22 protein-coding genes are annotated in these 23,135 nt (G+C 30.9%); 7 read left to right on the top strand and 15 right to left on the bottom strand.

Translation table 11 applies throughout. The features are described 5' to 3' along the window. Positions 1-21 precede the first annotated feature (21 nt). The 3 genes from RBU61_RS02865 to RBU61_RS02855 form a co-directional block, all read right to left on the bottom strand. Positions 22-615, bottom strand: a complete 594-nt coding sequence (locus RBU61_RS02865; RefSeq protein WP_308878051.1) for a DUF4230 domain-containing protein — start codon at positions 613-615, stop codon at positions 22-24. 22 nt (positions 616-637) lie between these two features. Continuing rightward, positions 638-922, bottom strand: coding sequence for a hypothetical protein (locus RBU61_RS02860; RefSeq protein WP_308878050.1), 285 nt, complete (start codon positions 920-922; stop codon positions 638-640). 215 nt (positions 923-1,137) lie between these two features. After that, positions 1,138-1,524, bottom strand: coding sequence for a hypothetical protein (locus tag RBU61_RS02855; protein ID WP_308878049.1), 387 nt, complete (start codon positions 1,522-1,524; stop codon positions 1,138-1,140). 280 nt (positions 1,525-1,804) lie between these two features. Here RBU61_RS02855 and RBU61_RS02850 point away from each other — a divergent pair, with 280 nt between their 5' ends. The 6 genes from RBU61_RS02850 to RBU61_RS02825 all read left to right on the top strand — a co-directional run bounded on the left by RBU61_RS02850 (position 1,805) and on the right by RBU61_RS02825 (position 8,208). Continuing rightward, the gene (locus tag RBU61_RS02850; protein WP_308878048.1) at positions 1,805-2,485 is read left to right on the top strand and encodes a Crp/Fnr family transcriptional regulator; all 681 of its coding nucleotides are present in this window, start codon (positions 1,805-1,807) and stop codon (positions 2,483-2,485) included. Positions 2,486-2,628: 143 nt separating this feature from the next. Next, positions 2,629-3,723: a YedE family putative selenium transporter gene (gene yedE / locus RBU61_RS02845; RefSeq protein ID WP_308878047.1), complete on the top strand. Its 1,095-nt coding sequence runs from the start codon at positions 2,629-2,631 to the stop codon at positions 3,721-3,723. Then, on the top strand, positions 3,716-3,928 hold the full coding sequence (locus tag RBU61_RS02840) for a sulfurtransferase TusA family protein (protein ID WP_308878045.1): 213 nt from the start codon (positions 3,716-3,718) through the stop codon (positions 3,926-3,928). Before yedE ends, RBU61_RS02840 begins: the two co-directional genes overlap by 8 nt. A gap of 8 nt (positions 3,929-3,936) precedes the next feature. Continuing rightward, positions 3,937-4,206: a DUF3343 domain-containing protein gene (locus RBU61_RS02835; protein WP_308878044.1), complete on the top strand. Its 270-nt coding sequence runs from the start codon at positions 3,937-3,939 to the stop codon at positions 4,204-4,206. Between the two features lie 379 nt (positions 4,207-4,585). Further along, on the top strand, positions 4,586-6,379 hold the full coding sequence (locus RBU61_RS02830) for an ABC transporter ATP-binding protein (protein WP_308878043.1): 1,794 nt from the start codon (positions 4,586-4,588) through the stop codon (positions 6,377-6,379). Between the two features lie 11 nt (positions 6,380-6,390). After that, positions 6,391-8,208, top strand: a complete 1,818-nt coding sequence (locus RBU61_RS02825) for an ABC transporter ATP-binding protein (RefSeq protein ID WP_308878042.1) — start codon at positions 6,391-6,393, stop codon at positions 8,206-8,208. A gap of 49 nt (positions 8,209-8,257) precedes the next feature. On the opposite strand, the gene RBU61_RS02820 is transcribed toward RBU61_RS02825, so the two are convergent. From RBU61_RS02820 to cwlD, 12 genes are all read right to left on the bottom strand, one after another. Then, positions 8,258-8,938, bottom strand: a complete 681-nt coding sequence (locus tag RBU61_RS02820) for an ABC transporter ATP-binding protein (RefSeq protein WP_308878040.1) — start codon at positions 8,936-8,938, stop codon at positions 8,258-8,260. Then, entirely contained in the window at positions 8,917-9,672 is a 756-nt protein-coding gene (locus tag RBU61_RS02815) for an ABC transporter permease subunit (protein ID WP_308878039.1), read from the bottom strand. Before RBU61_RS02815 ends, RBU61_RS02820 begins: the two co-directional genes overlap by 22 nt. Further along, entirely contained in the window at positions 9,647-10,627 is a 981-nt protein-coding gene (locus RBU61_RS02810) for an MqnA/MqnD/SBP family protein (protein ID WP_308878037.1), read from the bottom strand. Before RBU61_RS02810 ends, RBU61_RS02815 begins: the two co-directional genes overlap by 26 nt. A 135-nt stretch (positions 10,628-10,762) precedes the next feature. After that, complete coding sequence (locus RBU61_RS02805; protein WP_308878036.1) at positions 10,763-12,160, bottom strand: hypothetical protein; 1,398 nt, start codon at positions 12,158-12,160, stop codon at positions 10,763-10,765. 89 nt (positions 12,161-12,249) lie between these two features. Beyond that, positions 12,250-13,281 (bottom strand): M42 family metallopeptidase, encoded by a 1,032-nt coding sequence (locus tag RBU61_RS02800; RefSeq protein WP_308878035.1) that lies wholly within the window; start codon positions 13,279-13,281, stop codon positions 12,250-12,252. Positions 13,282-13,386: 105 nt separating this feature from the next. Next, positions 13,387-14,007, bottom strand: coding sequence for a phosphatase PAP2 family protein (locus tag RBU61_RS02795; protein WP_308878034.1), 621 nt, complete (start codon positions 14,005-14,007; stop codon positions 13,387-13,389). Positions 14,008-14,054: 47 nt separating this feature from the next. Then, the gene (gene lpdA / locus RBU61_RS02790; RefSeq protein ID WP_308878033.1) at positions 14,055-15,461 is read right to left on the bottom strand and encodes a dihydrolipoyl dehydrogenase; all 1,407 of its coding nucleotides are present in this window, start codon (positions 15,459-15,461) and stop codon (positions 14,055-14,057) included. 9 nt (positions 15,462-15,470) lie between these two features. Then, complete coding sequence (gcvPB, locus tag RBU61_RS02785; RefSeq protein WP_308878032.1) at positions 15,471-16,925, bottom strand: aminomethyl-transferring glycine dehydrogenase subunit GcvPB; 1,455 nt, start codon at positions 16,923-16,925, stop codon at positions 15,471-15,473. After that, positions 16,922-18,268, bottom strand: coding sequence for an aminomethyl-transferring glycine dehydrogenase subunit GcvPA (gene gcvPA / locus RBU61_RS02780; protein ID WP_308878031.1), 1,347 nt, complete (start codon positions 18,266-18,268; stop codon positions 16,922-16,924). The genes gcvPB and gcvPA overlap by 4 nt, the downstream gene beginning before the upstream one ends. Before the next feature lie 3 nt (positions 18,269-18,271). Then, positions 18,272-18,655, bottom strand: a complete 384-nt coding sequence (gene gcvH / locus RBU61_RS02775; RefSeq protein ID WP_308878030.1) for a glycine cleavage system protein GcvH — start codon at positions 18,653-18,655, stop codon at positions 18,272-18,274. A gap of 21 nt (positions 18,656-18,676) precedes the next feature. After that, a complete protein-coding gene (gcvT, locus tag RBU61_RS02770) occupies positions 18,677-19,771 on the bottom strand; it encodes a glycine cleavage system aminomethyltransferase GcvT (RefSeq protein ID WP_308878029.1) in 1,095 nt (364 codons plus the stop codon). A 633-nt stretch (positions 19,772-20,404) separates the two neighbouring features. Then, positions 20,405-21,139, bottom strand: coding sequence for an N-acetylmuramoyl-L-alanine amidase CwlD (gene cwlD / locus RBU61_RS02765; protein ID WP_308878028.1), 735 nt, complete (start codon positions 21,137-21,139; stop codon positions 20,405-20,407). Positions 21,140-21,487: 348 nt separating this feature from the next. On the opposite strand from cwlD, the gene RBU61_RS02760 reads away from it, so the two are divergent. After that, positions 21,488-22,993 carry a hypothetical protein gene (locus RBU61_RS02760; protein ID WP_308878027.1) on the top strand — a complete coding sequence of 502 codons (1,506 nt, stop codon included), beginning with the start codon at positions 21,488-21,490 and terminating at the stop codon, positions 22,991-22,993. Positions 22,994-23,135 lie beyond the last annotated feature (142 nt).

Raw genomic sequence — 23,135 nt, 5'->3', positions numbered from 1 at the left:
TAGTTGCATATATAAGAGGATCTATTTAAATCTAATAGTTATACTTTTAAATCCCATTCCTTCCAGCAGTGACTTTATGATTTCGCTGCCATTTTTTTCTGCATCATTTAAAAGGCCTTTCTCTACTACTTCCTTTTCCATTTTATCTTTTTCTTCTATTAATACTACATAAAGGTCTTTGAAGCTTAATTTGTTAAATATGGATTCCTTCTCATCAAAAAAATAAACCTCTTCTTCAGGGATTACATTTTCAAAGATTTCTGCATTGTCCATTATTATTTCTATTGTTTCTTTATCTTTCACTTTTACTTCCATTGTATCTAGACTTATTCCAGCTTTAATATATCCACTATATTTTAGAATAAATCTTTTATTAGTAAATGGAAGATTTACTCCACTTACTTGCATTTTATTTTCATATTCTACTACATTTGTATAATTATATTTTACCGTGGATAACTCTACTAATCTAGTAACCTTTTCCTCCACTGTATTAGATAACATCTTAGTTTTTCTTTGTACAGAAATTTTAGCATATCCAATGGAACCTAGAATAAGTATTACTATAATAGCGATTAAGAGTAATTTTCCTTTGATTCCTTCAAAATATTTCATCTGTTCACCCCTTTTAGCTGTTTTATAAATCTGGATTATAGTATTGGTAAATGCTATATATTGAAATATTTTCATTACATAGAAGTTTAACTATAATAGGGATCTGTTGTGTAGCAATATTTAATTCAATTCCATTATATTTTAAAACTATATCGTTTAAATCTACTTCGCCCAAATTATGTATAATATCTATAATCTTATTTTCTATTATAACATTATTTGTATCACCTAATAAGAAAAATATTTTTCTCCTTTCCTCCGTATAGTCTTGAGGATTTAATCTGCTAATTAACATGATTTTGTTCATTTGAAAGGCTCCTTTTTAATTTTATGAGATTTTTCTTCTCAAAGTTTACAATATCCTTTATGTTATTACCCAATATTTTTTAAACAAAACTTATTTATAACTATTATTTTATCATTAATTATATTTATACTAGTTTATATATTACTACAAAAAATATATAGAACTATACCCCGCTGGTACAGTTCTAAAATTATTAAAGTACTAATTACTTATATTTAGTAACATCTATATTCTGTAGGTAAGTATTCTAAAGTTTCATAGGTACATCCGTTAGAACACTTTTTAACTTCTCTACGTGCATATACTTTAGTTGCATGATTTCCACTTTGTCTAATGCAATGGTAACACCTGCTGCCAGCTATATCAGTTCTGCCATATATTTTTTCAATTCCTTCATAAATACTACCATAACAATATTCACAATCTTCTCCAGTATCATTTTTTGATTCAAAGCTTTTTAATTCACTATTGGAATTTTCCATTGGAGCTCTAATCGGAGTTTTTACATTAGATGACTTTGCATCAGAACCAATACTAAAAATAAAAATAATTGATACAACAACTACCAAACTTCTAGTTATTTTTTTCCTATCAAATAACATTCTAATCACCCCTTTCAATTGATATATTTATAACTACATGTAAATTATACCAGTATCACATAAATTGTCCAAGTATGAATTTACAAATTTTCACTTTAATTTGAATTATCTTACATTTTCTGACTAATTTTCTGACTATATAAACTTAAATTATTATACTCCTTATTCAAAATAATAGTTATCCCTATTTATGTTATAAGATTAGTCCGTATATGATATAATTATTAACTAAATAATCTTTCTATTATTAAGAATACTAGTATTTAGAAAGGAGTTCATAATGGAGAAATATTTAGATAGTTTGAGTAAATCTATACTTTTTAAAAATGTAGAAAGGGACAAAATAAAGAATTTAATTTCTTCTGTACCCTATAGTATAAATGATTATAGAAAAGATGATATAATCGCAATTGAAGATGATGATTGTAATAGTTTAGGTATAATAATTAGTGGTACAGTGGAAATTCAGAAACCTTTTCCTTCTGGGAAAGTTGTTACCATAAGTAGTTTTCAATCTGGTAATGTCTTTGGTGAAGCCCTAGTATTTTCAGGTGCTCATAAATATCCTGCCACCATAGTTTCTTCTAGTAATTCGAAGATAATGTATATATCTAAAGATGATATAATTACACTAATGACTAAGGATGACAAAGTGCTGAATAATTTTGTATCAGTTTTATCTAATCGAATACTGATGTTAAACAATAGAATTACAAATCTTTCCTATGATAGCGTCAGAAAGAAAATAGCAAATATTATTTTAATGGAATATGAAAGACAAAATAGTAAATTATTGATGCTCCCATTTTGTAGAAGGAAAATGGCTGAGTTATTAAATGTACCAAGGCCATCTTTGTCTAGGGAATTAATGAAAATGAAAGCAGATGGAATAATCGACTATCATAAAGACAAATTGCAAATTATTGATTTAGAGTTACTTGAAGAATCTTTATTAAAATAAGTTTTAAATATAATTTCCATTTTGTGGATAGAGAATATCTATGGTTATAATTAAGCCATAGATATTTTCTATTTTTCTATTTAAAGCTATTTGTATATAATTTAACTATGCTTGATAGTTATTTTTCAAAGGAGGTTTGTAAAATGAGTGGTAAACGTAAAATGTTTATCTACGGTGGTATTGTGGGACTTGTCGGTGCTATTTTAATGAAGCTAGGAAATCCTGGGAATATGGGTATCTGTATTGCTTGCTTCTGGAGAGATATTGCAGGTGCACTGGGCCTACATCGTGCTGAGGTAGTTCAGTACATAAGACCTGAAATTATAGGAATAATCTTTGGTTCTTTTATTATTGCTTATATGACAGGAGATTTTAAGGTTAAGGGTGGTTCTTCACCATTAATAAGGTTTGTTTTAGGGTTCTTTTTAATGATAGGGGCTCTTGTATTTTTAGGATGTCCTCTTCGTATGATTTTGCGTTTAGCAAATGGAGATTTAAATGCTTTAGTAGGTTTGGGAGGATATGTAGCAGGAATATTTATTGGAGTTCAATTTCTTAAAAAGGGATATACTCTTGGCAAAAGTATAGACCAACCAAAAGTTGCTGGATTTATTTATCCAATTATAGCTATTATTTTACTTATTTTCTTAGTTATAAGACCTGCATTTATCTTATTTAGTAGTGAAGGTCCTGGCTCTATGGCTGCACCCATTGTCATAGCTTTAATATTGGGTGCGGTGGTTGGTATGGCCCTTCAAAGAAGTAGGGTTTGTACTGCCGGCGGATTTAGAGATTTAATATTAATTAAAGACTCTTATTTTCTATGGGGATTAATTGGAATATTCGTATTTGCTTTAGCTGGAAATCTTGTTTTAAATTTTGATAAATTCCACTTAGGATTTATGGATCAACCAGTAGCCCATACTAATCATCTTTGGAATTTCTTAGGCATGGTCCTTGTAGGCCTTTGTTCTGTCTTACTTGGCGGATGTCCTATTAGACAGACCATTTTAGCTAGTCAAGGAGATACTGATGCTGGAGTTACAGTTCTAGGCCTTATAGCTGGTGCTGCTTTTGCTCATAATTTTGGGTTAGCTTCCAGTGCCAGTGGTGCTACAGCTAATGGTAAAATAGCTGTCATAATGGGTATACTATTTATTTTAATTATAGCCTATGGAGTTATAATAGATACTAAAAAATCTAATTCTCAATCTAAGGAGGTTAAGATAAATGGCTAATATTATTGATGCTAGAGGTAGATCTTGTCCTGAACCTGTAATTATGATTAAAAATCAAATTGATTCTGACCCCAATATATCATTGGAAGTCTTGGTGGATACTCATGTTGCTGTTGAAAATATTACTAGATTTGTTACTGGAAAAGGGTATAATGTGAACGTAGAAGAAAACAATGGAGAATTTAAATTAAATATTAAAAAATAGGTGAGTTAATGGAAGACTTTTACTGTGTAGTTACATTTCATGTTACCCAACACGCATTAATCTTTGAAAACTTTATGAAAGAAAGTAATATAGATGTAAAATTAATGCCTGTGCCAAGACAAGTTAGTTCTAGCTGTGGAACTGCTGCTAAAATTCCCTGTGAACTAGAACGAGATATAAAACTATTATGTACTAAAAGAGACATACCCATAGATGATTTTCATCATATAATAAATCAAAAAGGAAAATCTTGGTTCTCTAAATATATAAATAGATAATCTTCAAAGAGCTGTTTTAGAGTACTTAAATATATTACTTTTAAGCAGCTCTTTTTATTTAAATTTTTTATTTAAATTTTTTAAAAAGATACTTGATTTTTCTAAATTTTCGTATATAATGGTATTATTGGCAAATATAAGAAAGGAGGTCGTGAAGATGATCAGATTTAATTATTTAGGTAAAGCAAATGAAAATTTTATAAAAGTTTTAGCACGACCTATTAATAAGTTTTAGTATTTTATTGTAGAAACTATTTACCATAGGTGTGTTAGCCTATGGTTTTTTTATACCTTTTTATATTGAGATTATGCCGTCTTAATCTGTCTATAATTAACCATAGGATTATACCTATGGTTTTTTTTATTAAGGAGGGAAAAAATGAAAAACTTAAAAAAACTATTAAACTTCATGGAAGGGTATAAAGTCATTTATTTATTTGGAATGTTGTCAATTCTTATATCTCAAGTGCTCACTACTGTTACCCCTCTAATCCTAAGTACTACAGTTGATAGCGTAATAGGAGAAGCTCCCATTACCTCCCCTGTTATTCAAAGTATTGTAGATTTATTAGGTGGAAAAGAAATAATTAAAAATCGGTTATGGATTATTGGACTTATTCTTATTTTTGTTGCTGTATTAAGGGGTATATTCTTATACTTAAAAAATACTTTAGCTAGTAAGGCTGCGGAAAATGCAACTAAGAAAATTAGAGATAGGCTATATGATCATATTCAAAGATTACCTTACGAATTTCATGTTAAAAGTGAAACTGGAGAACTTATACAAAAATGTACATCTGATGTAGATACCATAAGAAGATTTTTGGCTATTCAACTTGTAGAAGTAGCTGGCTCTGTATTTATGCTGGTATTTATACTTTATGTAATGTTAAAGCTTAACATTAAGTTGACCATAGTATCTATTTTAGTATTACCTATTACATTTTTATTTTCCTTCATATTCTTTACGAAGGTTAAAAAGAACTTTGAAGCTTCTGATGAAGCTGAAGCTAGAATGACTACTACTTTACAAGAAAATTTAACAGGAGTTAGAGTCGTTAAAGCATTTTCTAGACAACAATTTGAAGTAGATAAATTTGATGAAAAGAACTTAGATTATAAAAACTTAACTTATAAACTCATTAAAAATCTATCTTTATATTGGGCTCTATCAGATTTTCTTAGTATGACTCAAGTAGGATGTGTAATAATATTTGGTTCTTATTTAACTTATAAAGGTGAAATATCTCTAGGTATATTAATAGCCTTTACTAGTTATATCAATATGATTATATGGCCTGTTAGGCAAATGGGAAGAACTTTAACTGATATGGGTAAGGCCTTTGTATCTTTAAACAGAATTGATGAAATACTGAGGGAACCTATAGAAGTACTAGATGAAAACCATATTAAGCCTAAAGTTAAAGGTAATATTGAATTTAAAAATGTTTATTTTGAATACGAAAAAGATAAGCCTGTATTAAGAGATATTACATTTAATATAAAGTCAGGTCAAACTGTTGCTTTTATTGGACCTACAGGTTCTGGTAAATCTTCTTTAGTTCATCTACTTCCAAGATTATATGGATATAATCAAGGTTCTATAAAGATAGATGGTGTGGAGCTTAATTCCATAGATAAAGCTTGGATAAGAAAAAATGTAGGATTGGTGCTTCAAGAACCTTTCCTCTATGCTAAAACTATTAAAGAAAATATAAGGCTTGCCAATCCTTCATTAAAAGATTCAATGGTATTTGATGCTGCTAAAATTGCTTCTATCCACGAAGATATAAATTCCTTTGAATCAGGTTATGAAACATTAGTTGGAGAACGTGGTGTTTCTTTGTCTGGTGGTCAAAAACAAAGAATGGCCATTGCTAGAACCATAATAAACAATTCGCCTATTGTTATTTTTGATGATTCTCTTTCTGCTGTGGATACAGAAACTGATATATCTATTAGAAAAGCATTAAAGGAAAGAAAAAACAAGGCCACGACCTTTATTATATCCCATAGGATTTCAACTGTATCTGAAGCTGATTTAATCCTTGTAATAGATAAGGGAAAAATTATTCAAAGTGGTACTCACAATAGTTTAATTAATGAAGAAGGACTATATAAGAGAGTATATAGTATACAAAATTCTTTAGATGACGAAGTAATAAATCTTTAGGAGGTGTTAATTTGGAACAAGAAAACTTAAATTATGATAAAATCCAGATTGGTGTATGGAAAAATTTCTTTAAATATTTAAAACCCTATAAAAAGCAATTTGCCATACTTACTTTAATGATGATAGTTCTAGGAGTACTAGACTCCATCTTCCCACTTTTAACTAAATATGCCATAGATACTTTTGTTGAAAATAGTACTATAACTGGTATAAAGACATTTAGTATTATATATTTGTTAGCAGTAATAGCCTTGGCTCTTACAGTTTATCTATTTATCTCTAAGGCAGGAAAACTGGAGATGGAAATGGCATACGATATAAGAAAACTAGGTTTTGAAAAACTTCAGCTTCTTCCATTATCCTACTATGATGATAAGGCAGTTGGCTGGATAATGTCTAGAATGACATCTGACATTTCCAGATTATCTGAGACCATATCTTGGTCCTTAGTAGACTTGGCTTGGGGATTTTCTATGATGTTTGCTGTTACCATTGCCATGATTAAATTAAATCTGAAACTAGCATTAATCACTTTATCTGTTATACCTCTTATAGCTATAGTTAGTTTTTATTTTCAGAAGAAAATTTTACAAGCTCAAAGAGATGTACGAAAAATAAACTCTAGGATTACTGCCGCATATAACGAAGATATACAGGGTGCTAAAACTACAAAGACTTTAGTTAGAGAAGATATAAACTTAGAAGAATTTCAGGATATAACCACTTCTATGAGAGATAGATCAATACAGGCTACTATAATTTCTTCTGTTTACCTACCTATAGTTCTTACTTTAGGTAGCGTGGGTACTGCTTTGGCTCTATCCTATGGAGGTAAATCTGTTATGCTAAATGCTATATCCTATGGAACTCTATTTGCATTTATTTCTTACACTACTCAGTTTTTTGAGCCTGTTCGCCAAATAGCCGTAATATTTGCTGAATTACAAGCAGCTCAAGCTTCTGCCGAAAGAGTGTTTTCTCTTCTTAATGAAGTTCCTGAAATAATCGATAGAAATGATGTAGTGGAAAAATATGGTGACCTTTTAGATCCAAAGAAAGATACTTGGCCTGATATTAAGGGATCAATAGAATTTAAAAATGTATCATTCTCCTATAAAAATGGTGAAACTGTACTTCAAGACTTCAACCTAAAGGTTAACCCTGGTGAAACCATAGCCTTAGTTGGAGAAACTGGTTCTGGAAAGTCAACTATAGTAAATCTATTCTGTAGATTTTATGAACCTACTTCTGGGGAAATTTTAATAGACGGTATAGATTATAAGGATATGCCTCAAAACTGGATACATGAAAATCTTGGATATGTGCTACAGTCTCCTCATCTATTTAGTGGTACAATAAAAGATAATATTAGATATGGAAACTTAGATGCTAATGATGAGGAAATTATTCAAGCTAGTAAATTAGTAGATGCCCATGATTTTATAATGGAGACTGAAAAAGCATATGAAATGCAAGTCGGTGAAGGTGGTGGATTACTTTCTACTGGTCAGAAACAGCTTATATCCTTTGCAAGAGCAGTAGTCAGAAATCCAAGACTATTTGTACTAGATGAAGCAACTTCTTCTATAGATACTGAAACTGAAAAAATCATTCAAGATGCTATTAGCAAAGTATTAGATGGAAGGACTTCCTTTGTTATAGCCCATAGATTATCTACCATAAAAAACGCAGATAGAATTTTAGTTATAAGAGATGGTAGAATAGAAGAATCAGGAAACCATAAAGAATTGATTAAGAAGAAAGGTTATTATTATAATCTATATACTAATCAATTTATTGAAGAAAAAAGTATGGATGTATTAGGTTAATATAAAATGAAGTATCTAGTTTATTCTAGATACTTCATTTATTATACTTTTAGCCAGTTAACTCTCTTTCTATAAGTCTTTTTAATTGAAGTTTATCTTTGATATTATCTAATTCTATTACTCTTTTTACCTTGGTAGGTTTTTCTGTTAGTATTACTATCCTATGACCTAAAGCTATTGCCTCCTCTATATCATGGGTTACTATTATACATGTTTTATTTTCAATTATTCTTAATTCTTTTAAAAAATCTATTAATATTTGCTTACTATTAATGTCTAAGGATTTAAAAGGCTCGTCCATTATAAGCAAGTTTGAAGGATATGCAAATGCTCTTAATATACTTATCTTTTGCCGCATTCCACCACTTAGATCTTTAGGATAATAGTGTTTATATTCCTGTAAATTTACTAATTTTAAATATTTATCTATAGTAGTTTCTATTTGCTCTTTACTCATTTTTCCTTTCAAAACAAAATTTATATTGTCTTTTACATTCTTCCATGGAATAAGTCTATCATCTTGAAAAACAAAAGATATATCTTCTTTAAATCCTATTATTTCTCCTGAATCTTCTTTCGTTATTCCTGATAGTATATTTAAAAGAGTAGTTTTTCCACAGCCAGAATGCCCTAAAATACATGTTGTTTTATTTTTAGAAAAATCAATGCTAATATTTTCTAATACCTTTAAATCATTATAACTTTTAATTATGTTCTTAACTTCATACATAAATATTTTATCCCTTCTAATATATACTCAAATATCTTAGCGATAAGTAAAATTATTATTATCCAAGCAAAAACTCCAGAAGTGTTTAAATACATTTTCTGCAACTGAAGACTGCTTCCTATGGCATATTTAGGCTGTGATAAGACCTCTCCTGCTATTACCATCTTAAAGTTAATTCCCATTGCAGAAGAAAAAATATAGCTTAAATTTATAAAAATATTTGGTATGTAGATGTCTTTTATAATCGTTATTTTATCTACTTTATATATCCTTGCCATCTCTATAATGTTATTATCTACATTTAGTATTCCTTTCAAAACTGTTTCATATAGTATTGGAAATACCATAATAAATCCTACAAACATTGGTGCAAATTCATTATTCAGCCATATAAGAGCTAGTATAATAATCGCCATGGTTGGTACTGAAGTTAAGAAATCTATTATAGGTGTCATTAAATAATATATAATCTTATAAAGACTAGATAATATCCCAACAATAATCCCTAAAAATAATGAAACAGCAAATCCAATGACAGTTCTTATTATAGAATATCCTATAATAAGAAGAAAATTGGGTCTACTGATTATATCTATAATATTATGGAATGTACTACTTATTGTAGGAAATATTACCTCATTATCTATAATCCTTGATAGCAGTATCCATATGACTATTATTAATCCTTTTGAAATAATAGATAATCTTCTATTTTTCAAAATAAAGCTTTTCATCTGGCATTTTTCCCCCTATGAAATCTGGTGCAAAATCTAATATGGCATTGTAATAAACCTCATACTCCTCTTTACAATCCTTTATATTAAAGGTTTCCATACTATTCCATGTAATTCCTTTCTCTATTGTATCTCTATTTACACTGATTTCAAGTTCTTCTGCATATTTAGCTAGTTTGTCTTTGTTTTCTCCTGCCCATTTTCTACTTTCCTCATAAGCTTTAATAAAATTCTTTACAAACTCTAGATTATTATCTATTAAATCCCTTTTTATTATTAGACTTGCCTGGGGGAAACCATTTTCTGCACCTGTTACCTTTTCCCATTCTTTATTTAAATCAAGGACTACTTTAGCATCTTCTTTTTTCATCATTACTGTAGTAAGTAGTGGCTCAGCTAAAACTGCTAAATTACTTTTTCCACTTAAAAATACAGCACCAACTTCTGGAGCAGCATTTAAATAATTTATATTTACATCCTTATCTGGATCTATGCCATTTTCATTTAGAATATATCTGAAGACTAAATCTGGAGTAAGACCCTTTCCAAAACTATATATTTCTTTACCCTTCAATTCTTCAACACTATTTATCTTTTCTGTACTTGTTAAATAGAGTGATCCCCATACAGAAGTTCCAATAACTTCATAGGATAGCCCTTTATTAAAAGCTTGAGCTGCAAGATTTGATGGAACTATGGCTATATCTGCCTCTTCTTTCAATATTTTAGCAACTAGTAAGTCTGGGGATTTTACTAATTCATAGTTAATATCTATGTATTTATCTAAAATTGGGTTCTCCATAGCAATCTTAGAGGCTGTTAAGGCAGGTGTACCATCTTGATAAGAAAAGCTTATGGCTTTTACCTCTTTATTTATGATGGTTTCTTTAGTACACCCCATTATTACTGATGTCACAATGACTAGTACCACTAATAATCTAAAATATATTCTCATACCTTGTACCCCCTTTATAGTTTGATATTATTATATCATATGCTTTATACTATATATATCTTTTATTAAAATAAAAGGCCTCCTAAAACTTTTATATTCTAGGAAACCTTTTAAATATTTACTCATATTAAATATCTACATTATAAATATGGCTACAATTGTAGTTGCAATTAAACCAATGACCACAGGCTTAAAGTTTCTTCTTGTTAGTTCAAATGGATCTACACCACATATAGCTGCTACTGGAATAACTGCCCATGGGATGATTGTGCCACCACCAACCCATATACCTGCTACTTGACCTAATGCTGTAAGTGTGGCTACTCCCTTTCCTATGGCTGCTCCAAATAGTCTAGCTACTGAACCTGCTAAAGATATACCTGAAAATCCGGAACCATCTAATCCTGTTATAGCTCCTACAGTCGTAAGAGTTACTGCTCCTACTTCTGTATTTAAAGGAACAATGCTGGCCAATGCTATACCTAAATCATTTACTAAACCTTCTGAACCTTGAGGTAAGAGTTCTCCAATGACCTTTAGGAAACCTTCATCTCCTAAATAGAAAAAGGCAGCTATTGGAATAACTGGACCAAATATTTCAAACCCGAATTTCAATCCTTTTACTAAATGTTTTGTTATTTCCTCCAATGCCTTTCCCTTATAGGTTAAAAGTGAAACCACTACAAGTATAAATATTGCAGTACCTCCTATTAAAGCTGTAGCATCTCCACCCTGTAGATTTGCTATAAACATGATTATCACATCTACGGCAAATAATACTGGAATCACTATTGCTAAGATTTTTTTAGTTTTTATACTTAAAACTTCTCTTATATTTTCTTCATCTTCCTCTATTTTATTAATATTAGTCTTTTCTAATTTAAGCTTACCACTTTTTAAATCCTTCTTTAATAAAATAAAAGCTACGATAGTTGTAACCAATCCCATAGTAATTACTAATGGAATACTAGCTGATATCACTTCTCCTACTGCTAATCCCGCTGCATCTGCCGTAAGTTTTGGAGCACCTTGAATAATAAAATCTCCTGATAAAGCTATTCCATGACCAAATAAGTTCATAGCTACAGCTACTCCTAAGGCTGGCAATCCTGCACCTACTGCTATAGGCAACATAACTGCTCCTATTAATGCCACTGCTGGTGAAGGCCAGAAAAACCAGGATATAATCATCATAAGTATTCCTATTATCCAGTATGCCAATGTAGGGCTTTTGATTAATTTAGTAAAGGGCGAAATCATTATTTCATTTATTCCCGTATTAGTCAGTATAGTGCTCATCCCCACTATTATGGAAATAATCAGAATGGTTCCCATTAGTTCCACTATGGCATATATGAAGGAATTAAAAACACCCATTATAGATTGTGATAGTGAAGATGTTGCAATAAGCGCTAATATAAATATTCCCAAAATACAAACTAATGTAGTATCTCTCTTTTTAATCATTACACCTAATATTATCAATGTGAATAAGAGATATACATAGTGTAGAGTATTTAATTCAATAGACATAATATCCCTCCTTGCTTTTTTTGGTACTTTAGAATATGCAAGTGGGACTATGTAGGTGAAAATAAAGATTCAACCCATTATATTAATATCTAATACAAATATTTAATTAATAATTTAGTTGTATTTATTATAGACCTTACATGAGTTCTCTCATAATGATGAGAAGAATCTACTGCGGGTCCTAAAGAAGCAAAATTTACATCTTTTCCTTGATGCATACATTGAGTAGCATCAGAACTATAAAAATTATATACATCAACTACATAATCTATGTTATTTTCTTCAGCTATATCTACAAGTTTATTTCTAAATTCAAAATTATATGGGCTTTTTTTATCCTTAGCTGCAATGCTTACACTAAACTCATTGGATTCTTGCCCTTCTCCCACAATTCCTACATCTATTGCTATCATTTCCTTTGTCTTTTCTGGAATCACAGACACTCCATGACCTGCTTCTTCATAATTACTTATATAAAAATGTGTAGTATATTTAGGAGTTATAGAATTCTCTTTAAAATATCGACATATTTCTAGTAAAATAGCCACTGCTAACTTATTATCTAAGTATCTGCTTTTAATAAATCCACTTTCCGTTATTTCTGTTCTTGTGTCAAGAGCTATGAAGTCTCCCACATTAATGCCTAGCTTAAGTACATCTGCTTTTGATTTTACTATTTCATCAATTCTAACAAGCATATTAGTTTGATCTCTAGCTATATTTGCTTTTTCTTGACCATAAATATGAGTTGAAGCAATTTTAGGAACTATGGATCCTCGGATTCTCTTACCTTTTCTAGTTATTATATAGCAGTTTTCTCCCTCTATAGCAGACCAACTACCCCCACCAACTTTATTATATTTTAGCTTACCATCATTAGTTATTTCTTTAACCATAGCACCTAAAGTATCAATGTGAGCTGATAGCATCACATGTTCATCATCATTTTGTCCACCCAAAGTAGCAATTAAAGCTCCTTTTTTAGTTAGTTGAGTAGACAATCCTAGATATTCAAAGTCTTTTTGGACTTCTGTTATGGCTTCCTTTGTATAACCAGTGGGACTAGGTATATCCAAGTATTTTTTCATCTTATCTAATATCTTTTCTATATCTATATTCAACTTTATACCTCCCTTTATTTTATTTATATCTATTTAAATTATAGCAAATATACCATTAATTGCAAATTCAGAATATTTTAGGATTTAAATAAAAGTTATATCTCTCTATTCCTTAACTAAGGTAATACTCAAACAATAGAATACATATCCCATTAAATATCCACCTATTACATCTGTTGGCCAATGTACTCCAAGATAAATCCTACTTATACCCATTAGGCAAATCATGACAAAGGATATAGTATATATTAATCTTCTTTTTCCCTTATCTTTTACTTTTTTCGCCAATAAAAATGCTATTGTAGAATAAAGGCTCATAGTAACCATAGAATGTCCACTGGGGAAACTTAATCCCCCTTGTTTCACCAAAAAATATTCTATTGGTCTTGTTCTATGAAAGATTTGCTTCAATATAAAGTTTAATATATAAGAACCTAATGTAGATAATAATAATAATTTAGATATATAGTATTTCTTCTTAATTAAAGTATATGAAATAATCATTGCAGTAACTGGCAATAAGAAATTGGCAGAGCCTACAAAGGATATAAATCTCATAAATTTTAATATTCCCGGAATAGTATTGTTATGTACATATTCTATTATTTTTACATCAAAAAGAATACCTTCACTGCTGCCCTTTACCATGAAACCTAATGTAAAAAATAATATTAACATTAAGCTCAATGCAATAGCCTTATGCTTTTTGTTTGTTTGTTCTTTCATTTTTCTCTTCCTATCTTTATTGTATTTAGAAAAGAAGATAGCCTAGGCTATCTTCTTTTTCTTGGTGGTGCTATATGAATTGCTTGATTCTCTAATCCTAATGTAGCTTCAAAGAATGCCTCTGAAAGAGTTGGATGAGCATGAATTGTTCTCATTATGCTGTGAATATCTAAATCATTAGATATAGCCAATGCACCTTCATGTATTAAATCATTTGCATGAGGTCCTAGAATATGAACTCCTAGAACTTTTTTATCTTCTCCAGCAAGTATTTTAATTATCCCTTCCCCTTCTCCCAAAGATAAGGCTTTTCCATTGGCTGCAAACATAAATTTACTAGCTTTGTAAGGTATTCCTTTTTCCTTTAGTTCCTCTTCAGTATGTCCTACATGAGCTACCTCAGTCATTGTAAATACACAATTCGGGTATATATCCAAATTAATGTCTGGCGTATGACCCATTATTTTCTCCATTACATATACACCTTGAGCCGATGCTACATGAGCTAATTGTACTCCTCTATTCACATCTCCTATAGCATATATGCCCTCTATATTTGTCTCAAATTCTTGATTTACAAATATACCTTTATTATCATATTTCATTCCTAATTCATCTAGGTTTAGTCCCTCTAATACGGGCCCTCGACCTGATGCAATAAGTACTTTATCTCCTATTACTTCTATTTCTTCATCTTTTTCTTTATACTTGGCTAAAACCTTCAGCTTGTCTCCTTCTTTAGTGATCTCTTTAGCTCTTATATCTACATACGTTTCAATACCTTGTTTCTTTAGTATTGGAGTAAGTCTTCTTGAAATCTCTTTATCTGCATCCTTTAATATTCTTGATGCTAGAAGAATAACTTGAGAACCTAATTCTTGATAAATACTTGCAAACTCTAAACCTATTACTCCTCCACCTACTACAATTAATGTTTCTGGAATCTCACTCATTTCTAGAAGTTCATCAGATGTAATTACTCCATCTAAATCTACTCCCTTTGTTTCAGTCATTTGAGGTTTAGAACCTGTAGCTATTACTATGTTGTCTACAGTAACAGTCTTTTCAGTTCCATCTTTTAAATCTATAGAAATAGTATTCTTATCTTTTATATTAGCTGTTCCATTATAGAATTCTATATTTTTATAAGAAGATATAAGTTGTTCGATACCCTTTACTAAAGTACCTACTACATTATTTTTTCTCTCTTGAAGTGCTTTCCCATCCATCTTGAAGTCGCCTACTGTAATGCCAAATTCCTCTGCCCTTTTAAAATTAGACATTATTTCAGCATTTCTAAAATATGTTTTAGTAGGGATACAGCCTCGGTTGAGACATGTACCCCCTACTTCTCTATTTTCTATTAAGATGATATTTGCACCAAGCTGAGCTCCTCTTATTGCCGCTACATAGCCTCCTGGACCAGCTCCTATAACTGCAATAGTTTTAGTCAAATGGTACACCTACCCTTCGTATTTAAGAACAGGACTTCTCGCTGCCTTAGTTTCATCTGGTCTACTTACTCTAGTATTATTAGGTGCATCTTTTAGTATTTGTGGATTATCCTTTGATTCTTGAGAAATTTGAATCATAGCATCGATGAACTCATCAAGAGTTTCCTTAGATTCAGTTTCTGTTGGCTCAATCATTATTGCTTGATTGATAATTAGTGGGAAGTAAACTGTTGGTGGATGATATCCAAGATCAAGCAATCTCTTAGCTATATCCAATGTAGTTACTTCTGATAATGTATCTTTTAATCCACCTAATACAAACTCATGCTTGAATAAAGTATCTATTGGTAAATAGAAGTGTTCTTTTAATTTATTTGCCATATAGTTAGCATTCAATACTGCTATTTCACTAGCTTTCTTTAATCCATCGCTACCCATTGTTAGGATGTAAGTATATGCTCTCACTAATATGCCAAAGTGTCCATAGAAGTCTTTAACTTTACCTATAGTATTTGGAACATTGTAGTCTAAGAAATATCTTTCTCCTTCTTTTTCTACAATTGGAACTGGTAGGAATTCTTCAAGGTGTTTCTTAACTCCTATTGGTCCTGAACCTGGTCCACCACCACCATGAGGTGTTGAGAATGTCTTATGAATATTAAAGTGAACTACGTCAAATCCCATATCTCCTGGTCTCGCATGACCAAGGATTGCATTGGCATTTGCCCCGTCATAGTATAATTGTCCACCAGCATCATGAACAATCTTAGCTATTTCTTTAATATCCTTCTCAAATATACCTAAAGTATTTGGATTTGTAAGCATTAAGCCTGCTGTATCATCTCCAACTACAGCTCTAAGTGCTTCTATATCTACTAAACCTTCTTTAGTAGATTTAACTTCCACTATTTTATATCCTGCCATTGCTGCAGTAGCTGGATTAGTACCATGAGCTGAGTCTGGAACTATAATTTTATTTCTATTAAAATCCCCATTTTTCTCATGATATGCTTTTATAACCATTATACCAGTTAACTCACCATGAGCACCAGCTGCTGGCTGTAAACTCATCTTATCCATACCTGCTATTTCAGCAAGGGATTTATCTAGTTCATACATTAACTGTAATGCCCCTTGAGCACAGTCTTCTGATTGATATGGATGGATATTTGCAAAACCATCATATCTTGCTGCATCTTCATTAATCTTTGGATTATATTTCATTGTACAAGATCCAAGTGGATAGAATCCAGTATCTAATCCATAGTTTTTATTGGATAAATTAGTATAGTGTCTAACTACATCAACTTCAGATAATTCTGGGAAGTTAACTTCGCTATCACTTAAAAATTCTTCTGGAATAAAATTCTTTATACATTTATCTTCTACATCTAGTCCTGGAAGATTATATGCCTTTCTTCCTGGTTTAGATAATTCGAATATTAATTTATCATATTTTCTCATTTTATCCCCTCCAATACACTACTTAATTTATCTATTTCATCTTTTGTCCTCTTTTCAGTTACTGCATAAAGGACAGCGTTTTCTAATTGGGGATAATCTTTACTTAAATTATAGCCGCCTATAATATTAGCTTTTCTTAATTCTTTAGTAATATTTTCAGGGCATAAATCTGATGTAACAGCAAATTCCTTAAAGAATGGCTTGTCAAATACTGGTGTGTATTTACCAGACTTAGTAAGTTGCTCAAAAGCATAATGTGCCTTCTTAGTGCTTTGTAGTGCAACCTCTTTAAGTCCTTCTTTACCCATGGTAACCATGTATATAGTTGCAGCTAAAACATTTAATCCTTGGTTAGAACAAATATTAGAAGTAGCTTTTTCTCTTCTTATATGTTGTTCTCTAGCTGTAAGAGTTAGAACAAAAGATCTTTTACCATTTTTATCTTCAGTTTGTCCTACTATTCTACCAGGTAACTTTCTCATATATTCAGATTTTGCAGCTATAAATCCTAGATATGGTCCACCAAATGATACAGGTATTCCCATTCCTTGTGCTTCTCCTACTACAATATCTACTCCTAGTTCACTAGGTTTTTTTAGAATAGCAAGGGATATTGGATCAACTGATGCTATAAAACTAGCTTTTTTAGCTTTATGAATAATTTCACCTGTAGCTTTTAAGTCTTCTATAATACCAAAGAAGTTTGGACTTTGAACTACTACTGCTGCAGTATTATCATTTACTAAGTTATCTAATGCTTCTAAATCAGTAACTCCGTCTTTCATATCTACCTCTATAACCTTAAGCCCTTGAACATGAGCATAAGTTTTTAAGATTTGAATTGATTCTGGTCTTACTGTTTTAGAGATTATTATTTCATCTTTTCTAGAATGTGCCGCAGCCATTAAAGCCGCTTCAGTAATTGCAGTACCTCCATCATATAGGGAAGCATTTGCAACATCCATTCCAGTTAAATTACACATAAGTGTTTGGAACTCAAATATATACTGTAATGTTCCTTGACTTATCTCTGGTTGGTATGGAGTATATGATGTATAAAATTCAGACCTTGAAATAATATGATCTATTATTGAAGGAATATAGTGATCATATGCTCCAGCTCCAAGGAAGCAAGTTAATTCACTCATAGAGCAGTTTTTATTAGCTAAAGCTGTCAAATATGAACTAACTTCAAGCTCAGATTTTGACTTAGGTAAATTTAACTCTCTATTTAACTGTAAATCCTTTGGAATATCACTAAAAAGATCTTCCGGAGAATTAAGTCCGATAGACTTTAACATCTCCTGCTCGTCTTCACGAGTAGTTGGAATGTATGGAAACATATTTTATTCCTCCTCAGCTAAAAACTTTTCGTAGTCCTCACTTGTCATTAATTCGTCTAACTCAGCTTTGTTAGTCATTTCTACTTTAATCATCCAGTTCTCATATGGATCAGAGTTTAAAAGAGCAGGATCATCGATTAATTCTTCGTTTATTGCTACTACTTTACCACTTACTGGCATATAGATATCTGCTGCTGCTTTAACTGATTCTACAGCTGAGAAAGCTTCTTCTCTTTCAATTTCATCATCAATTTCTGGTAACTCTACATAAACTATGTCTCCTAAGTGATGTTGTGCATAATCTGCAACACCTATAACTGCTACGTCTCCTTCTACTTTAACCCATTCATGATCATTAGTGTATTGTAAACCTTTTTGAACTTTCATTATTAATCCTCCTAATTTATATTATTTCGTTAAGAATTTTTTACTAATTATTTTAGCCTTAACAGGCTTATTTCTAATCATAATATCTACTTCTGTACCTAGCTCTGTATATTCAGTTGCTATAAGTGCATTACCAATATTTTTCTTAAGTGTAGGTGACATATATCCTGTAGTTACATGGCCTATCACCTTGCCATCTTTTTGGATTTCATAGCCTTCTCTTGGAATACCTCTTCCAATCATTTCAAATCCAGCTAATTTTCTCTTAAGTCCCTCTGTCCATTGTTTGTTAAGTGCTTCTTTTCCTATGAAGTCTGATGCTTTATCAAGTTTAACAAAGTATTTAAATCCACCTTCTAGTGGTGATATTACATCTGACATTTCATGTCCGTATAATGGTAACGAAGCCTCAAATCTAAGTGTATCTCTACATCCTAAACCACATGGCTTTATTCCTTCTTCTTTTCCTGCTTCAAGTAAATCTTGCCAAACCTTTACTACGCCTTCATTAGTAGTATATACTTCGAATCCATCTTCTCCAGTATATCCTGTTCTAGAAAGCATACACTCTACTCCATTGACATCTACTTTTCTATTTAAGGTAAAGAATGTAATTGTATTTAAGTCAGTATTCGTTAGTTTTTGTAGTACTTTTTGGGCTAAGGGTCCTTGTATTGCTACTTCTCCAACAGTATCGGAAATATTAGTAATTTCTACATCAAAGTCACCTTTTTGTTCTGTAATCCACTTATAATCCTTGTCTGCATTTGAAGCATTTACTACTAAGTAAAAGTCATCATGAGCCAATCTGTAAACCAATAGGTCATCTACTACTCCACCATCTGGAGCACACATAAAAGTATAAACTATTTGATTATCTACAACTTTAGATATGTCGTTTGTCATAAGATAATCTACGAACGCTAAAGCATCCTTACCTTTTATTGTGATTTCACCCATATGGGATACGTCAAATAGACCTACTGCATTTCTAACTGCCTCATGTTCTGGAACTAAACCCTCGTATTGTACTGGAAGATACCATCCTGCATAATCTACTACTTTTCCTCCAAGTTTTACGTGTTCATCATATAATGGGGTTTTCCTCGCTTCCATTTTACCACTCCTTCCCTTATTTTCTCATACTACGAATATGTTACCCTAATATTTATTATTTAAACTACTTTTTATATAGCTATTAAGTATTGTAATATTGTAGTACGATTTCATTATACAAGAGTAAGAAAAATTATGCAATACTGTTAATTTGCAATTTTTTTAACAATATTGCCCAGCATATGTGATAATTCCTATATTGTAGCCAACTATTTGTGATTGATAAAAATTTGTCGACAAATCCTTCCTCTTTATATTCATTTTTAAATTTAGTAAAATATAACTTTTTCCATTTTCTTGCTATATTAAATATTTTATTATAATCCATTCAACATCATAAATCGACTTTTTTCCCTATAAATCAGTTAAAGTAAAGCTCCTTGTCGAAAAAGATATTTCCCTGGCAATAAATGGATTTCTAGAAATTAAGATTGTCAGATAAATAGATAGATAGAATAATATATATTATTCTATCTGTTTATTTATCCACCTTATCAACATTATCCACAACCATCCGTGGATAAGTTATGTAAACTCATGATTTTAATAAAATGTCTAATACTCAAAGTTAGACAAATAACTGATTTTGCTTATTCACATCTTGTAATTTTATCCACAATATTTATCCACATTTTAATAGTCGTATCCTAAGTTCATTTCATTAAAATAATTCATTATTCCTACATAAATTGACCATGCTATTTTTTCCTGATATGATTCATTAGTTAAAAGTTGTTCTTCATTAGCATTCGAAAGAAATCCGCACTCTACTAATACCGAAGGAATATTGACTTCATTTAATATATATATATCATCTCTATCTTGAGGTTGCCTATTGTTGTCTTTATCTAATATATTTTTTAATTCGTTTTGTATTATTATTGCCAATCTTTCCCCTTCTTCTGAGTCTTTTTTATAAAAAGTCTGTGCACCATAGTATGTAGATCTAATGAAACTATTTAAATGTATTGAGATAAATACTTCACTATTGCTTTCATTTACTATTTCTTTTCTTTTGGATAAATCTTCTCTTTTCATCTGGCGTAATGTTTTAGCCTCTGTTGTATATAATCCCTCATCTTCAGACCTAGTCATCACTACTATACCACCGCTTTGTTCAATTAGTCGCTTCAGTTTTAGTGCTATTTCTAAGTTTATTTCATCTTCTTTAATTCCCCTTTTGCTTACAGCTCCTGGATCTACTCCACCATGTCCTGCATCTATGGCAATAACCTTATTTGCTATGGGTAAATAGGTAACTGGCATTATTTTAGATTTTTTTAATATAAAGAGTCCTAAAGTTAAAATTACTATTAAGAATATAGCTGATATTAGAAGATATTTCTTCTTTATGATTATTAACTTCATTCTATCCCCTCCTATAGAAATATATTGCATTGATTTAAAGGATATTCCTAGGAAATAGTAATTATTAAGTTTTTATTATTTTATAAAAAGGTATTAAACCCTAATTCTTGGGACTTTTTAAAATTTAGTTCAAACTATTCTAATCTTATTTTTCAAATCAATTTATCATAATTAATTTTTGACATAAAAAAAAGACTTTTATTTCAAAAGCCTTAAATTGTTAGAAAATAATGTTTCTCAGAAAAAAGAATGAATATATTATAAGTTAACTTTTGTATAAATTATACATATATCACTTTAGTTAAATATGGTAGCATTACAGTAAATTTAGATAAAGGAGGAAGTTTAATGGAAAAAATCAAATATCCTTTGTTTGTGAAGGAAGATATTGATGGATTTTTTGCTTTATTCCAGAATAATCTGGCCAACTTTGTTGTTATAGCTATCACACTGATTAGAATGGGTTATCCCACCAGTATAGTTTATGGAAGGATTATTCCCGGAGCTGCCATTAGTGTTTTGTTTGGTAACATCTACTATGCACATATGGCAAAACAACTTGCTGAGAAGGAAAATCGAATTGATGTAACTGCTTTATCCTACGGAATTAGTACTCCCGTAATGTTTATTTACTTATTTGCAGTAATGCAACCCGCACTTGCTCTTACAGGGAACCCAGAATTGGCTTGGAAAATAGGGGTAGCCGCTTGTTTTCTAGGTGGCTTAGTAGATGTAATAGGAAGTTTAATTGGTAACTTTATAAGAAAACATATCCCTAGAGCTTCCATGCTTGGAGCTTTAGCTGGGGTGGCGTTTTCAGTAATAGGTGCTCAGATGTTCTTTCATACCTATGAATCACCTATAATCGGTCTATTATCTTTAACTATCATTTTAATTGGTTTTTTAGGTAGAAAACGTATGCCGTTTAAAATACCTTCTACTCTATTTGCAATTATTATAGGTACTATTATTGCATATACTTTTAAAGAAGCTAGTATCAACCAATTAAGTGAAGGATTGAGCATCGCTGGATTTTATCCTCCTTTACCAACTCTCGCTTTTATTGAAGGATTTAAACAGTTATTTGGACCGTTTGTCTCTATGTTTGCAGTACTTTTGCCAATATCTATCTATAATTTCATAGAAACTATGAATAATGTAGAAGCCATGGCAGCTGCAGGAGATAATTATGATGCAGGGAAATGTCAGCTAACAGATGGGATTGGTATTATAGTTGGGTCATTATTTGGAGGTGTCTTCCCAACTACCGTATATATTGCATCTGTAAGTGCTAAATGGACCAATGCAAAAAGAGGTTATTCTATAATAAATGGTATAGTTTTCTTGATAGCATCAATGTTTGGTATCATTGCGGTACTATCGGAAATCATACCATTACCTGTAATAGCTCCAATACTAGTATTTGTAGGAATGTCTATGGTTGTACAATCATTTACTTCTGTTCCAAAAAGGCATTTCCCGGCAGTAGTATTAGCAATGATACCTTACTTAGCTAACTATATGCAAAGTAAATTTGCTAATTCGGCACCAGAAGCATTAGAAGCAGTATCAACAGCTATTATACCACTTGGGAATGGAGCCATGTTTATAGCATTGATTTGGGGAGCAATATTGGTTTTTATAATTGATAATCAATTTATAAAAGCATCTGTCACATCAGTTATAGCAGCATTGTTGGCCGCAATCGGCCTGATACATGCACCTAAATTAAGCCTATTCCACGATGTAAGCTATGTTATTGCATATTTAATAATGGCTGTAGTATTTATAGCATTCAATTTTACAAGTAAAGACGATACTGCTGGAGAAGAAAATGAAATGATGGCGGATTAATAATATCCTCTGAGAATTGGCTGAATTATTAAAAAAAAGGGTGGTTTTCATTAAAATGATACCACCCTTTTTATTTCGTTCAATATTTCTATCCTCAACTCATTACAATATTTATATTTTGATTATTATAGCATATAATAAA

Source organism: Tissierella sp. MB52-C2 (genome assembly GCF_030931715.1).
GTDB lineage: Bacteria > Bacillota > Clostridia > Tissierellales > Tissierellaceae > Tissierella.
Note: the sequence above shows the minus strand (reverse complement) of the source record. Positions and strands in the feature narration are given on the sequence as shown.

Coding starts and splice junctions, on each gene's coding strand:
- RBU61_RS02830 (WP_308878043.1), top strand. CDS start 4,586: ATGAAAAACTTAAAAAAACTATTAAACTTCATGGAAGGGTATAAAGTC.
- RBU61_RS02855 (WP_308878049.1), bottom strand. CDS start 1,524: ATGTTATTTGATAGGAAAAAAATAACTAGAAGTTTGGTAGTTGTTGTA.
- RBU61_RS02835 (WP_308878044.1), top strand. CDS start 3,937: ATGGAAGACTTTTACTGTGTAGTTACATTTCATGTTACCCAACACGCA.
- RBU61_RS02795 (WP_308878034.1), bottom strand. CDS start 14,007: ATGAAAGAACAAACAAACAAAAAGCATAAGGCTATTGCATTGAGCTTA.
- RBU61_RS02850 (WP_308878048.1), top strand. CDS start 1,805: ATGGAGAAATATTTAGATAGTTTGAGTAAATCTATACTTTTTAAAAAT.
- RBU61_RS02760 (WP_308878027.1), top strand. CDS start 21,488: ATGGAAAAAATCAAATATCCTTTGTTTGTGAAGGAAGATATTGATGGA.
- yedE (WP_308878047.1), top strand. CDS start 2,629: ATGAGTGGTAAACGTAAAATGTTTATCTACGGTGGTATTGTGGGACTT.
- RBU61_RS02815 (WP_308878039.1), bottom strand. CDS start 9,672: ATGAAAAGCTTTATTTTGAAAAATAGAAGATTATCTATTATTTCAAAA.
- RBU61_RS02805 (WP_308878036.1), bottom strand. CDS start 12,160: ATGTCTATTGAATTAAATACTCTACACTATGTATATCTCTTATTCACA.
- gcvPA (WP_308878031.1), bottom strand. CDS start 18,268: ATGTTTCCATACATTCCAACTACTCGTGAAGACGAGCAGGAGATGTTA.
- RBU61_RS02810 (WP_308878037.1), bottom strand. CDS start 10,627: ATGAGAATATATTTTAGATTATTAGTGGTACTAGTCATTGTGACATCA.
- RBU61_RS02840 (WP_308878045.1), top strand. CDS start 3,716: ATGGCTAATATTATTGATGCTAGAGGTAGATCTTGTCCTGAACCTGTA.
- cwlD (WP_308878028.1), bottom strand. CDS start 21,139: ATGAAGTTAATAATCATAAAGAAGAAATATCTTCTAATATCAGCTATA.
- gcvPB (WP_308878032.1), bottom strand. CDS start 16,925: ATGAGAAAATATGATAAATTAATATTCGAATTATCTAAACCAGGAAGA.
- gcvT (WP_308878029.1), bottom strand. CDS start 19,771: ATGGAAGCGAGGAAAACCCCATTATATGATGAACACGTAAAACTTGGA.
- gcvH (WP_308878030.1), bottom strand. CDS start 18,655: ATGAAAGTTCAAAAAGGTTTACAATACACTAATGATCATGAATGGGTT.
- RBU61_RS02860 (WP_308878050.1), bottom strand. CDS start 922: ATGAACAAAATCATGTTAATTAGCAGATTAAATCCTCAAGACTATACG.
- RBU61_RS02865 (WP_308878051.1), bottom strand. CDS start 615: ATGAAATATTTTGAAGGAATCAAAGGAAAATTACTCTTAATCGCTATT.
- RBU61_RS02820 (WP_308878040.1), bottom strand. CDS start 8,938: ATGTATGAAGTTAAGAACATAATTAAAAGTTATAATGATTTAAAGGTA.